This window comes from Acidibrevibacterium sp., assembly GCF_049965395.1.
GTDB classification, from domain to species: domain Bacteria; phylum Pseudomonadota; class Alphaproteobacteria; order Acetobacterales; family Acetobacteraceae; genus Acidibrevibacterium; species Acidibrevibacterium fodinaquatile.
This window is the reverse complement of sequence record NZ_JBMFWJ010000062.1, coordinates 1-12,758: the sequence shown is the minus strand read 5'-3', so window position 1 is coordinate 12,758 and position 12,758 is coordinate 1. Positions and strand designations below refer to the sequence as shown.

Sequence of the window (12,758 nt, the reverse complement as noted above, 5' to 3'; positions counted from 1 at the left end):
GTTTGCGGAAATCGCGATCGTTCAGCATGCCAACAAGATAGCTCAGGTCAAGGCAAACTGCTACCTATTTGTGTGCCGGATTAGTAACAAGCGGCGAAGCGCCGCGATTGATCCGCCGCGAGTCGGTTCCGGCAAAGCCAGCATCCCCGGCGCTCGCCGAAACCGGCATGGCGGCTCTGAAACGATGCGCCAGCCGGCGACATCGATCTCGATCGCCCGCCACGAATCGTTGCAGAAATCGAGGTATAAGCGGCCATCATGCTCGCCGACGCGAAGGAAGATCAGCGGCTCCGGCACGTCATAGTGCGAGTGCGCTTCGATCAGCGCCAACGCTGCCACCATCGACTCAGCATTGGCCGCGCCGCCATGGCGCTCATAGAAGGCGCGGCCGAGCCAGCGTCGAAATCCCCGCTTTTGACGGGCCATGTTTCGCGCCGCCCGGCGATCCGGATATCGGCAAAGGCCGTGCCGTCCGAGACGTGGAAAAGCTCGCAATCGCCCGCAATCACGATCAGAAAATCGGCTTCAGTCTGGCGCCGGCCTTCATCACCCGCCGCCGTGCAGATCATTGGATCGAGCGCGCCGACGCGGACGCCGGCCCGCTTGAGTTCGGCGCGCATCGCTTCGAAGCGTCCGCGATCGGCGACGCGCAATTCGGCAAGGGATTCGAGCACGTCGGTCGAGAAAGCGATTGCCGGATCGCGTTTTGCGCGGGCAGCGAGATCGGCGAGCGGATCAGGCGGTGCGTCGGCCATCGTGAACGCCGGCGATCGTCACGCTGAGAATTCCCGCCGGCAGCGCCAGCGATCGCGCCATATTGCCGGCGCTGATAGCCGCCTATGCCGGCTTGCCCAGGACCGCGCCAGCGGCGGCGGCGCTTTCGACGCGTTTGCCGATCACGAGGTCAACGCTGCAATCTTACAAACGCGCGGCCCCGCCGGCGATCACGCCAAGCGATGCCTTCACGGGTTCGATATCGGCTTTCGTTCCGTCCGGTTTCAGGAGAACCCTTTGCAGGCCTGCAAAACTGCCATCCCCTCCGGGGACTGCGGCGAGCAGCGCAATGCGGCGGCCGGCGGCGGCGCGTAGCACGGCGGCGAGAACCGGCGCGACGAGAGATGATGCTGGTGAGTGAGGGTCGTCTTGCCGCGGTGCTCGACAGTGGTCTCGATCATGCCGAAGCAATCCATGTCGGGCAGCAGGACGGGCTCGCAGCAGGCTGATTTTGGGCAGCGCAGCCACGCCAGCGCATGGCCCCCGGATCCAGCAGCCGGAAGACGCGCGAGAAGGTGTCGTGGCGCCGAACCCCGTTCTCCAAGCGGAGAAACTCGCGAAACAGATCCTCCCGGTCGACCGCAAAGTCGGCAAAATCCGAGCAGCTCTCCGCTCCGCAGATCGTTGCCGTCAGCGCAATCGTCAAGCTCTCCAGAAGATCGTGCTACTTGGCATTGCCAATAGGCGGATCCGCCAGCGCAGAAAACGCATCCTCAACCCACGACATCCTTCGCCCCCCTCGAAATCAATCGAGCCCCCTAAAGAATCCCTCTCAGCCTTCCGCGCTACCCACTTTTTTCAAATGCGATTCCCCTGCCTCACCCCCACCCCGGTCACGCCGGGAAATGGCGCCCGAGAAAATCGACCAGCGCCGCGCTGACCTCGGCGGCGCGTTCTTGCTGCACCCAATGCCCAGCGCCGGGAAGCAGGAGGGTTCGGGTCAGCCCCGGCACATTTTCCGCCAATGTCGCCAAGGCGCGCGCGCCCATCGGTCCTGCAATGACGGCATCGTGGTCGCCGGCGAGGAAGAGCGCCGGCTGGTGGATTTTCGCGCCCTGCCAAGGTGCCGTCAGCTCCCAGTTGCGGTCAAGGTTGCGATACCAGTTGAGGCCGCCGTGAAATCCAGTGCGGCGATAGGTTGCGACGAAAGCGGCGAAGGTTTCCGCATCCAGCCAGGGTGGTGGCGCCCCCGGGTCGGGCAGTTTCGTCAGAAACCCGCCGCCTTCCGGAATGTCGAGCGCGCTCGCCGCGGCCGCCGCGTCGGCGCGGGCGCCGGTTGCGAACAATCGGCGGAAGGTCGCCTCCGGATCGCGCGCGAATTCGGCCTCGGCCAACCCCTCGGCCTGAAAATGAAACCAGTAAAACCGCGTCATCCCGGCCTCACGCAGCATGGCGAGCGGCGGCGCTGGGCCGCGCGCGCGGAACGGGACGCTGAGGGCGGCGATCGCGGGAAACAGATCGGGGCGGAACAGCGCCGCCTGCCAGGCGATCTGCGCCCCCCAATCATGGCCGATGATCGCAGCCCGCGCGGCGCCCAGGGCGCCCGCCAGCGCCACCATGTCCCCCGTGAGGTGGAAAATGCTGTAGGCGGCGCTCTCCGCCGGCGCCGAACTCTCGCCATAGCCGCGCATGTCGGGTGCTGCGACGCGGTAGCCGGCCGCGGCCAGGGCCGCGATCTGATGGCGCCAGGAGAGCGCGAGTTCGGGAAAGCCGTGGCACAGGATGACGAGCGGCGCATCCTCGGCGCCCGCTTCGAGAACCGAGAGCGTAATGCCATTGACCGCATGGGTCCGGCGGGTGGGGGGCACGGCCATCGCAAGCCTCCTCGCGGGGTTTTCCGGGTGATTTCGGGGCTGCGGAGAGTTGCGGCGCAAGCCCAGGCGGCGCATTCTACGCCGCTTTCACGACCCGCGCCATCATCGGCGCGCGCGCCCGCAGCCCGAGGAGAGACTTGAAGATGCTCGAAAAACGCTGGGACAAGAGCCGCCTGCCGTCGCGGCATGTGTCCGTCGGCCCCGATCGCGCCCCGCATCGCAGCTATTATTACGCCATGGGGCTGACCGAGGAAGAGATCGAGCAGCCCTTGGTCGGTGTCGCCACCTGCTGGAACGAGGCCGCGCCGTGCAACATCGCGCTCTCGCGCCAGGCGCAGTCGGTCAAGCGCGGCGTTGCCGAAGCCCGCGGCACCCCGCGCGAATTCACGACGATCACCGTGACCGACGGCATCGCCATGGGCCATCAGGGGATGAAATCCTCGCTGGTCTCGCGCGAGATCATCGCCGATTCGGTGGAAGTCACCATGCGCGGGCATTGCTATGACGCGCTGGTCGGCCTCGCCGGCTGCGATAAATCGCTGCCCGGCATGATGATGGCGATGCTCCGGCTCAATGTCCCGAGCGTGTTCATGTATGGCGGCTCGATCCTGCCGGGCCGCTATAAGGGGCGGGACGTCACCGTCGTCGATGTCTTCGAGGCGGTCGGCCAACACGCCGCCGGCAAGATGACGGATGAGGAGCTGCACGAGCTGGAATGCGTCGCTTGCCCCTCGGCCGGGGCGTGCGGCGGGCAATTCACCGCCAACACCATGGCGATGGTGAGCGAGGTGATGGGGCTCGCGCTTCCCGGCTCGGCCGGCGCGCCGGCGCCCTATGAGGAGCGCGACCGTTTCGGTTTCGAATCAGGCCGCGCGGTGATGGCGCTGCTCGAGCGCAATCTCCGCCCGCGCGACATCGTGACGCGCAAAGCCCTCGAAAACGCCGCCGTTGCCGTCGGCGCCACCGGCGGCTCGACCAATGCCGGCCTCCATCTGCCGGCGATCGCGCATGAGGCCGGTATTCGCTTCACCATGGATGATGTCGTCGCGATCATGCGGCGCACGCCTTATATCGCCGATCTCAAGCCGGGCGGGAAATATGTCGCCCTCGATGTCCATCGCATCGGCGGCATTCCGGTGATCATGAAGGCGCTGCTCGATGCCGGCCTGCTGCATGGCGACTGCATCACCGTCACCGGCAAGACGCTCGCCGAAAACCTCAAAGACGTGGTCTTCCCGACCGATCAGGACGTGGTCTATCCGGTGAGCCGGGCGATTTCGCCGACCGGCGGCGTGGTTGGTCTGCGCGGCAATCTCGCTCCGGAGGGCGCGATCGTGAAGGTCGCCGGGCTCGCAGCGCAGCGTTTCGAGGGCACGGCGCTCTGCTTCGATTGCGAGGAGGACGCCTTCGCCGCCGTCCAGGCCCGCGCCTACAAAGCGGGCGATGTCATCGTCATCCGCTATGAGGGGCCGAAGGGCGGGCCCGGCATGCGCGAGATGCTCTCCACCACCTCCGCGATCTACGGCCAGGGCATGGGCGAGCAGGTGGCGTTGATCACCGATGGCCGCTTTTCCGGCGGCACGCGCGGCTTCTGTGTCGGCCATGTCGGGCCGGAGGCGGCGGTGGGCGGCCCGATCGCGCTTTTGCGCAACGGCGATCGCATCACCATCGACGCCATTGCCGGCACCATCGAGGTCGCGCTGTCGGACGCTGAACTCGCCGAGCGCCGCAAGGCCTGGAAACCACGGCCGACCGATTACAACGCCGGGGCACTCTGGAAATACGCCCAGCTCGTCGGCCCCGCCCATCTCGGCGCCCTAACCCATCCCGGCGGGGCAGCGGAGACGCATTGCTACGCCGATCAGTGACAGCGAAGAGTCGTTCTTTTTTGAAAAAAAGAACCAAAAAACTTTTCCCGTTGGGCAGTGCCTACGGCACTGCCCGCACCGCGGAAGTTGCCGCTCCGAGAAACCGGGATAAAAGTCTTTTTGCTTCTTTTTCTTCAGAAAAAGAAGCTTCTTCCCGAATTTGTCTAAAAAATCGCGCGAGGAACTTCAATGGCCCTCACAGATCTTTGCTCGGCGAATCAACATGTTGATTTTGTTTGTAAAAACCCGGACAACATAAAGAAGATTATTTTAAATAAATATGACAAAAATGAATACGAACAATGCAAAAGACACGGAAGTATCGTTAGAGAAGTGATCATTTCTGTTGAGGACTTCAGAGATGCGTCTGTCAAATAAAATTATTCAAGCAAACTTATTGAGTGAATTTTTATTCGTTTATATTCTTTGAGGCAGGCGCCGATGTCGCGTATCGCCTATGTCAATGGCCGCTATCTGCCCCATCGTGAGGCGGCGGTTTCGATCGAGGATCGCGGCTATCAGTTCGCCGATGGAGTGTATGAGGTTATTCCGGTGCTGGCTGGGCGGCTGATCGACGAGGGCCTGCATCTCGATCGCCTGGCGCGGAGCCTTGGCGAGATCAGGATCGCGCCGCCGATGACGCGCGCGGCGCTTGGTGTCGTTTTGCGCGAGGTCGTGCGGCGGAACCGGGTCGCGGATGGGATGGTTTATCTTCAGGTGACGCGCGGCGTTGCGCGGCGTGAGCATCCGTTTCCGCTGCCCGGCGTGAAACCTGCCCTCGTCGTCACCGCCCGGCGCGGCGCGCGGGTTCCGGAGGCACCCGATGGCTGGGGCATCGCCGCCATCACCCGGCCCGATGAGCGCTGGGCGCGTTGTGATATCAAGACGATCGGCCTCCTGCCCAATGTGCTGGCGCGGCAGGCGGCGCGCGAGGCGGGCGCCTATGAAGCGGTGCTGATCGATGGCGCCGGGAATGTCACGGAAGGGGCGGCGGCGAATGTCTGGATCGTCGATGCCGCCGGCGTTCTGCGCACCCGCGCCCTCGGCCCCGCGATCCTGCCCGGCTGCACCCGCGCCGCGCTGATCGGGCTTTTGGGCGAGGAAAACATCGTTTTCGAGGAGCGCGGCTTCTCGCTCGATGACCTCCGCGCCGCGCGCGAGGCCTTTCTCACCAGTGCCACGAGCTTCGTCCGTCCGCTGCTCCGCCTCGATGGCGCGCCCATCGGCGATGGCGAAGTGGGCCCGGTGACGCGGCGCCTGTTCGCGCTGCTCGCCACCCATGTCGCGGGGACGCGCAACCATGCCGAGCCCTGAGCCCGTACCCCCTCCAGAAATCTTGCTCTATGACTGGGACAACACGCTGGTCGATGGCTGGGCCGGGATCACCGCGGCGCTGAACGCGGTGTTCGTCGCTTTCGGGCGCCCGCTCTGGCGCGCCGACGAAACCCGGGCGCGGGTGCGGGTCTCGCTCGCCGAGAGCTTCCCGGCGATGTTCGGCGACGATTGGCCGCGCGCGCGCGACATTTTCTACACGACCTTGCGCGGCGAGCATCTTCGCCATTTGCGTCTGATGCCCGGCGTGGAAGCACTCCTGGCAGCCGGGGGACGCTGGCCGCAAGGGGTGGTCTCGAACAAGGCCGGGGCGTTCCTGCGCGCCGAGGTCGCGCATCTCGGCTGGGATGGGCATTTTCGCGCGGTCATCGGCGCGGGCGACGCGGCGGCCGATAAGCCGGATCCGGCGCCGCTCCATCTCGCCTTGCGCAAGATGGGGGCAGAAGTCGGGCCGCACGTGTGGTATATCGGCGATACCGCGCTTGATATGCAGGCGGCGCGGGCTGCCGGCTGTCGGCCCGTGCTGCTCGGCGATGCGAGCCACGACGGCGGCATCGCCCGCGCAGCACCCGAGCTTCAGTTCGCGGACGGCCTTGCGCTGGCCGCGTATCTGACGGCCGCTTGAGACGTCGCTTAGCGGCGGCGATGGCGTGCGCGGGATGTTGTCGTTGCCGGTTGCGATGCTAAATAAAGGGCGTGCGGGGCTTGAGCTGCGGCGGGCTGGCGTGGATCGCCTGCGGTCGGAGCCAAAAAAACGAAGAAGGATGATATCGTGGCCAACGAGAAATCGCAGAATGTTCAGGATGTTTTTCTGAACCACGTGCGCAAGAACAAGACGCCGGTGACCGTGTTTCTGGTCAATGGCGTGAAGCTCCAGGGTATTATCACCTGGTTCGACAATTTTTCCGTTCTCCTCCGCCGCGATGGCCATACCCAGCTGGTGTATAAGCATGCGATCAGCACGGTCATGCCGAGTGGCCCGATCCAGCTGTTTGACGGCCCCAAGGTCGAAGCCGGGGCAGCAATCGGGCGGGAGGCAGCGCCGGCCGGTGACGTCTGACACCAGGCCGGACAGCCTTGCCGCTGGTATGATCTGCTTGCGGCGCAGGGCGTGAGCGGCGGGGGGCCGGTTCGTGCCGCCGTGATCCTCCCCTGGGATCGGGAGGATCGCGCCAGCGCCGCCCGCGCCGCCGAGGCGCGGTTGACCGAGGCCGCCAATCTCGCCGCCGCGATCGGCCTCGTCGTCGTCCATTCCGCCATCCTGCCGCTCCGCGCCGTGCGCCCGTCAACCCTGCTCGGCCCCGGGCAGATCGAACTCGTCGCCCAGGCGATCGCCGGCCAGTCGGTCACGGTGATCATCGTCGATAGCGCGCTGAGCCCGGTGCAGCAGCGCAATCTCGAGCGCGCCTGGGGTTGCAAGGTGATCGACCGCACCGGCCTGATCCTCGATATTTTCGGCGAGCGCGCGGCCACCCGCGAGGGCGCGCTGCAGGTCGAACTCGCCCATCTCGAATATCAACGCAGCCGTCTTGTCCGCTCCTGGACCCATCTCGAGCGCCAACGCGGCGGCTTCGGCTTCTTGGGCGGCCCCGGTGAGACCCAGATCGAGGCCGACCGCCGGCTGATCGGCGAGCGCATCGTGCGGCTCAAGCGTGATCTCGACCAGGTGCGCCGCACCCGCGGCCTCCATCGCGCGGCGCGCCGGCGGGTGCCGTTTCCGGTCGTCGCCCTGGTCGGCTACACCAATGCCGGCAAATCGACGCTGTTCAACGCCATGACCGGGGCAGCGGTTGAGGCGCGCGATCAGGTCTTTGCGACCCTCGATCCGACGATGCGCGCGCTGCGCCTCGCCTCCGGGCGGCGGGTGATTTTGTCCGATACCGTCGGTTTCATCAGCGAACTGCCGACCGAACTGGTCGCCGCCTTCCGCGCGACCCTGGAGGAGGTGGCCGAGGCCGAAATCATTCTCCATATCCGCGACGCCGCCCACCCCGACACGCTGGCCCAGCGCGCCGATGTGCTCGCGGTGCTCGCCGGCATGGCAGCAGACGGCATGCTGGAGGCGGACTGGCACCGCCGGGTGATCGAGGTCGAGAACAAGGCAGATCTTCTCGCAGACAGCGTGCCGCCGCGCGCCGGCGCAGTCCGCGTCTCGGCGATCACCGGCGCCGGCATTGCCGATCTCGAGGCGGCGATCGATCGCCGGATCACGGCCGGGATGGAGGAGGCGGAATACGCCCTTCCGCCCCAGGATGGCGCGCGCATCGCCTGGCTCTATCAGCATGGCGAGGTGATCGGCCGCACCGATGGCGAAGGCGCGATCCGGCTCCGTGTGCGCCTCCTGCCCGCCGATCGCGCCCGCTTCGAAAAAGGTCCGTAACCTCGCCTGGCGCCGACCGCGGGTAATGAGAGCCGTCAGAGTGCGGCGAGCGCGGCAGCGCAAACCGCGCCGCCGAGCACGACGAGCCAGGGCGGGACGCGCCAAAAAACGAGGGCGAGGAAGGCGGCGAGCGCGAGCGCGAAGTCGCGCGGCCCTTGGATCGTGCCGGTCCAGACCGGGGTATAGAGGGCCGCGAGCAAAACCCCGACGACGGCGGCGTTGACCCCACGGAACGCCGCGCGCACGGCGATGTTTCGCCGCAATGCGTCCCAGAACGGCAGAATTCCGATGAGCAGCAGAAAAGACGGCGCATAGATCGCAACCAGCGCGATCATCCCGCCGAGCGGGCCATGCGGCGCCGGGCGCATCACCGCGCCGAGATAGGCGGCAAAGGTGAAAAGCGGCCCGGGCACCGCCTGCGCCGCACCATAGCCGGCAAGAAACGCGTCATTATCCACCCAGCCGGGCGATACCACCGCCGCTTGCAGAAGCGGCAGGACGACATGGCCGCCACCGAAAACAAGGGCGCCGGCGCGGTAAAACGCCGCGATCAGGGCGAGGAGATGGCTTTCGTGCGCGAGGAACGGCAAGCCGAGCAAAAGGGCGGCGAACGCCACCAGAGCAGGGGCGGCGAAGGCGCGCGAAAGCGCGATGCCGAGTTCGCCCGCCGGCGCCGCCAGCGGCTCGCGCAAGGCACCCCAGCCGATCGCAGCGCCGAGCGCGATCGCCCCGATTTGCCCCGGTGCACCGGGCAGGGCGAGCGCCAGGATCGCGCTCGCCACCGCGAGTGTTGCGCGCGGCCGGTCCGGGCAGAGCGTGCGCGCCATCCCCCACACCGCTTGCGCGACCACCGCGACCGCGACGATGCGCAGCCCGGCGAGCCAAGCGGCATCGCGCATCGCGCCGATCGCGCCGAGCCCCAAGGCAAAGGCGATCAGGACGACGGCGGAGGGCAGGCTGAAGCCGAGCCAAGCGGCGATGCCACCGGGTAGGCCGGCACGCAGGATGCCAAGGCTCACCGCGACCTGGCTGCTCGCCGGGCCGGGGAGGAATTGGCAAAGTGCGACGAGATCGGCATAATGCGCTTCATCGAGCCAGCGGCGGCGGTCGACGAATTCGGCGCGGAAATAGCCGAGATGGGCGATCGGGCCGCCGAAGCTCGTGCACCCGAGCCGCAGGAACACCCGCAAAACCTCGCCGATCCCGCCGGGGTTGGCGGCGTCTCCGGTGTTTGCCCTTGTCTCAGCGCTCATGCCGTTAAGGTTCCTTTTTGGTGTGATCTTAACTTTACATCGCCTATACTGCGTGCGCGGCCGGCGCCAGGAAAGGGAAGATTCCCATGGGCGATGAGGAATTTCAACGACTTCGCAAACTTTATGACTACGCGGTTCTGGACACTGAGCCAGAACCCAATTTCGATCGGCTGGCGTGGATCGCGGCGCGGGTGTTCAAAACCCCGATCGCGACCTTGAGCCTCGCCGACGCCGAACGTCACTGGTTCAAGGCGCGGGTCGGCGTCGAAGGGCGCGAGATGCCGCGGCGGATGTCGTTTTGCAACGAGACGATCAGCGGTGATCATGTGTTCGTGGTCGCGGATGCGGGGGCGGATGCCCGCTTTGCCGCCGCCCCGGTGGTCGCGGCGGCGCCGTTCGTGCGGTTTTATGCCGGCGCGCCGTTGATTGCCCCGGGCGGGTTGCGGGTCGGCAGCCTCTGCGTCCTCGACACCAAACCGCGCGATGATTTCACCGCCCATGAGGCCGACATCCTCCGCAATCTCGCCGGCACCGCGATCGAATTGCTCGAGGCCCGCTCGCGCCATTCGGAACTTGCGCGGCGGACCGAGGAAATCGCCCTGCTCGCCCGCCAGGATCCGCTCACCGGCCTCGCCAATCGCCGCTCGTTCCACGAGCGCCTCACGGCGGCGATCGAGAGCGCGCGACCGGGGCGGCAGATCGCGGCGTTCTGCCTCGATCTCGACCATTTCAAGGAGGTTAATGACACTCTCGGCCATGCCGCTGGCGATCTCTTGCTGCAGGAGGTGGCAACTCGGATCAACGCCGAGATCCGCGAGACCGATACCGTCGCCCGGCTCGGCGGCGATGAATTCGCCATCCTTGTGCCCGATTGCCGCAGCCGTGAGCAAGCGCTCGCGCTCGCGGAACGGCTGATCGCGGCGGTGTGTGGCACCTATGTGCCAGAGGGGCGGCGGGTTCCGGTTGCGATTAGCGTCGGCTGCGCGCTCAGCGGCGATGGGATCGGCGCCGGCGATCTTTTGCGCAACGCCGATGCCGCACTCTATCATGCCAAAGCCGCCGGCCGGCATTGCTGGCGGCTGTTCGACCCGGCAACGCTTGCTTGGCCAGTCGCCGAGGATGGCGGGGTGCTCGCGAGGTGAGCGGCGTGGCATGCAGCGAGGCGTGCCCGCGAGCGCCGCCATCGGTCTGGTGAGGGAGTGAGATGGGAATGACGCAAGCCGGCGAAGCGATGATGGCGCGGCTGGCGACGCTTGCGGGCATCGCGCCCTCGTATCGCGATACCGAGGGGCGATGCCGTCCGCTCACGCCCGCCAATCGCGCCGGTATTTTGCGCGCGCTCGGCTTCGATCCCGACACACCCGGCGCGGTGCGTGATGCGGTGGCGGCGCTCGAGCAGGCGCCCTGGCGGGCGATGCTGGCGCCGCTAGTGGTGCTTGCGCCCCCCGGCGCGGCGCCGGAAATCTCCGTGGTGGTCGCGGCGCCGACGCGTTCGGAGACGCTGCGCTGGCGGATCGCGCTCGAAGATGGCGCAAGGCGCGAGGGAAGTGTGGCGCTCGCCGATCTCGCTATCCGCGAAGATGCCGCCGAGATGGGCCGGGTCAATCTGGCATTGCCACTGCCGGCCGATCTGCCGCCCGGCTATCATCATTTGGAAATCACGGCAGGGGCCGCCTGCGCGAGCACACGCCTCGCACAGCCCCCGGCCCGCGCCTGGCTTCCCGGCTGGTTCGGCGAAGGGGCGCGGCGATGGGGCATCAGCACCGCGCTCTTTAGCCTCTGGTCGCGGCGGAGCTGGGGGATTGGCGATTACGGCGATCTCGCGGCGCTGGCGGCGCTGGGGCGGCAATGGGGGGCCGAAATGCTCGGCATCAATCCCGTGCACGCGCCGATGCCGGGGCCGGACGCCGATCCCAACCCATACCGCCCCTCCAGCCGCCATTTTCTCAATCCGCTGCATCTCGATCTCACGGCGCTCGGGATCGCCTCACCCGGCCCATGGCCGGCGCCGGCGGCGGGCGTTGACGCTGTTGACTATGCTGAGGTCCATCAGCGCAAACACGCCGCCCTCATCGCGCATTTTCGCACCGGCGCGTGGGATGGCGCGGGGTTTGCTGCCTTTCGCGCCGCAGGCGGCGTCGCGCTGGCGCGTTTTGCACTTTTCAACACGCTCGCCGAGCATTTCGCCCCGCGCCCCTGGCGGGACTGGCCAGCCGCGCTCCGCCACCCCGAGGCCCCCGGCATCGCCGCGTTTTGCCACGAAAATGCCGAGCGCATCACCTATCACGCCTGGCTGCAATGGCTCGCCGAGGGGCAGATGGCGCGGGCCGGCCAAGCCGGCGCCGGGCTCTATCGCGATCTTGCGGTCGGTGTCGATCCCGATGGGGCGGAGGTCTGGGCCGATCCCGGCCAGTTCCTCGCCGGGGCGCGGATTGGCGCGCCGCCCGACGCCTTCACCCCTGACGGGCAGGATTGGGGTCTGCCGCCACCCGACCCGCGCGCCCTCACGGCCTCGGGCTATGCCGGCTATATCGCGCTGCTCCGCGCCAATATGCGCCATGCGCAAGCGCTGCGCATCGATCACGTGATGGGGATTGAGCGGCTCTATGTGATCCCGCCCGGCATGGCGGCGACGGAGGGGGCCTATCTCCGCTATCCGGGCGCCGATCTCCTCGGCCTTCTGACACTCGAAAGCCATCGCCATCGCTGTCTCCTGATCGGCGAGGATCTCGGCACGGTGCCGGAGGGGTTTCGCGCCAGGCTCGCGGCGGCTGGGGTTTTGTCTTACCGGTTGCTGCTGTTTGAGCGCTGGCCGAGCGGCCTGTTCCATCGCCCCGGCGATTATCCGCGTCTCGCGCTCGCCAGTTTCGCAACCCACGACCTGCCGAGCTTTCGCGCCTGGTGGGCCGGGACCGAGCTGCCGCCGGCGGCGCGCGCGCAACGCCAGCAGGAGCGGGAATGGCTGCTCGCCGCCTTGCGTGATCGTGGCCTCGCGCCCGCCGCCAGCGCCGCGACGCCGGATCTCGACGCCGCGGCTCTGGCCCAGCTCCTTGAGGCGTTGCACGCCTTTCTCGGCCGCAGCCCGAGCGCGCTAGTGCTCGCCGCGCTCTGCGATCTGCTCGCCGAGGCGGCGCAGATCAACCATCCCGGAACCGCCGCCGCCTCGAATTGGCGACATCGCCACCGGCTGCCGCTCGAGGCGTTTGATCACGATGACGGTCTGCACACGATCCTCGCCACCCTCGCCCATACCCGCGCGGCGGCCCCGGACACGGCGCTATAGCCGGGCTGGCGTGGGGAGGGCGAGCAGGATCACCGGAACGGTGAAATCATCTAG

General features: G+C 67.1%; 12 protein-coding genes and 1 pseudogene. 8 read left to right on the top strand and 5 right to left on the bottom strand.

The window, feature by feature from the left end; all coding sequences use genetic code 11:
* Positions 1–304 (top strand): hypothetical protein (locus ACP5M5_RS13300; protein ID WP_427938120.1); only part of this gene is annotated, 304 nt, incomplete at its 5' end.
* Between the two features lie 16 nt (positions 305–320).
* Here ACP5M5_RS13300 and ACP5M5_RS13295 read toward each other — a convergent pair.
* The 4 genes and pseudogenes from ACP5M5_RS13295 to ACP5M5_RS13280 all read right to left on the bottom strand — a co-directional run bounded on the left by ACP5M5_RS13295 (position 321) and on the right by ACP5M5_RS13280 (position 2,588).
* Complete coding sequence (locus tag ACP5M5_RS13295; protein ID WP_427938118.1) at positions 321–755, bottom strand: hypothetical protein; 435 nt, start codon at positions 753–755, stop codon at positions 321–323.
* A 163-nt stretch (positions 756–918) separates the two neighbouring features.
* Complete coding sequence (locus ACP5M5_RS13290; protein WP_427938117.1) at positions 919–1,092, bottom strand: DUF7146 domain-containing protein; 174 nt, start codon at positions 1,090–1,092, stop codon at positions 919–921.
* Positions 1,093–1,252: 160 nt separating this feature from the next.
* Positions 1,253–1,501 (bottom strand): annotated as a pseudogene (locus ACP5M5_RS13285) (transposase family protein); the annotation flags it as partial.
* Between the two features lie 106 nt (positions 1,502–1,607).
* On the bottom strand, positions 1,608–2,588 hold the full coding sequence (locus ACP5M5_RS13280; RefSeq protein ID WP_427938115.1) for an alpha/beta fold hydrolase: 981 nt from the start codon (positions 2,586–2,588) through the stop codon (positions 1,608–1,610).
* Between the two features lie 143 nt (positions 2,589–2,731).
* Between ACP5M5_RS13280 and ilvD the strand changes: the two genes are divergently transcribed.
* From ilvD to hflX, 5 genes are all read left to right on the top strand, one after another.
* Complete coding sequence (gene ilvD, locus ACP5M5_RS13275) at positions 2,732–4,456, top strand: dihydroxy-acid dehydratase (protein WP_427938113.1); 1,725 nt, start codon at positions 2,732–2,734, stop codon at positions 4,454–4,456.
* A gap of 441 nt (positions 4,457–4,897) precedes the next feature.
* Positions 4,898–5,770: a D-amino-acid transaminase gene (locus ACP5M5_RS13270; protein WP_427938111.1), complete on the top strand. Its 873-nt coding sequence runs from the start codon at positions 4,898–4,900 to the stop codon at positions 5,768–5,770.
* Positions 5,757–6,413, top strand: coding sequence for an HAD family hydrolase (locus ACP5M5_RS13265; RefSeq protein ID WP_427938109.1), 657 nt, complete (start codon positions 5,757–5,759; stop codon positions 6,411–6,413). The genes ACP5M5_RS13270 and ACP5M5_RS13265 overlap by 14 nt, the downstream gene beginning before the upstream one ends.
* Before the next feature lie 147 nt (positions 6,414–6,560).
* Positions 6,561–6,848 (top strand): RNA chaperone Hfq, encoded by a 288-nt coding sequence (hfq, locus tag ACP5M5_RS13260; RefSeq protein WP_114911419.1) that lies wholly within the window; start codon positions 6,561–6,563, stop codon positions 6,846–6,848.
* Positions 6,849–6,881: 33 nt separating this feature from the next.
* Positions 6,882–8,168: a GTPase HflX gene (gene hflX / locus ACP5M5_RS13255; RefSeq protein ID WP_427938122.1), complete on the top strand. Its 1,287-nt coding sequence runs from the start codon at positions 6,882–6,884 to the stop codon at positions 8,166–8,168.
* Between the two features lie 35 nt (positions 8,169–8,203).
* Here the strand turns inward: hflX and chrA are convergent, their stop codons facing one another.
* Positions 8,204–9,421 (bottom strand): chromate efflux transporter, encoded by a 1,218-nt coding sequence (gene chrA, locus ACP5M5_RS13250; RefSeq protein WP_427938106.1) that lies wholly within the window; start codon positions 9,419–9,421, stop codon positions 8,204–8,206.
* Between the two features lie 86 nt (positions 9,422–9,507).
* On the opposite strand from chrA, the gene ACP5M5_RS13245 reads away from it, so the two are divergent.
* The gene (locus ACP5M5_RS13245; protein WP_427938104.1) at positions 9,508–10,563 is read left to right on the top strand and encodes a diguanylate cyclase domain-containing protein; all 1,056 of its coding nucleotides are present in this window, start codon (positions 9,508–9,510) and stop codon (positions 10,561–10,563) included.
* A 68-nt stretch (positions 10,564–10,631) separates the two neighbouring features.
* Complete coding sequence (gene malQ / locus ACP5M5_RS13240) at positions 10,632–12,704, top strand: 4-alpha-glucanotransferase (RefSeq protein ID WP_427938101.1); 2,073 nt, start codon at positions 10,632–10,634, stop codon at positions 12,702–12,704.
* Positions 12,705–12,758: the final 54 nt, after the last annotated feature.

What these genes read in the sequence shown, in the direction of transcription:
- ACP5M5_RS13295 (WP_427938118.1), bottom strand. Translation starts at nt 755, where the DNA reads ATGGCCGACGCACCGCCTGATCCGCTCGCCGATCTCGCTGCCCGCGCA.
- ACP5M5_RS13280 (WP_427938115.1), bottom strand. Translation starts at nt 2,588, where the DNA reads ATGGCCGTGCCCCCCACCCGCCGGACCCATGCGGTCAATGGCATTACG.
- ilvD (WP_427938113.1), top strand. Translation starts at nt 2,732, where the DNA reads ATGCTCGAAAAACGCTGGGACAAGAGCCGCCTGCCGTCGCGGCATGTG.
- ACP5M5_RS13270 (WP_427938111.1), top strand. Translation starts at nt 4,898, where the DNA reads ATGTCGCGTATCGCCTATGTCAATGGCCGCTATCTGCCCCATCGTGAG.
- ACP5M5_RS13265 (WP_427938109.1), top strand. Translation starts at nt 5,757, where the DNA reads ATGCCGAGCCCTGAGCCCGTACCCCCTCCAGAAATCTTGCTCTATGAC.
- chrA (WP_427938106.1), bottom strand. Translation starts at nt 9,421, where the DNA reads ATGAGCGCTGAGACAAGGGCAAACACCGGAGACGCCGCCAACCCCGGC.
- ACP5M5_RS13245 (WP_427938104.1), top strand. Translation starts at nt 9,508, where the DNA reads ATGGGCGATGAGGAATTTCAACGACTTCGCAAACTTTATGACTACGCG.
- malQ (WP_427938101.1), top strand. Translation starts at nt 10,632, where the DNA reads ATGACGCAAGCCGGCGAAGCGATGATGGCGCGGCTGGCGACGCTTGCG.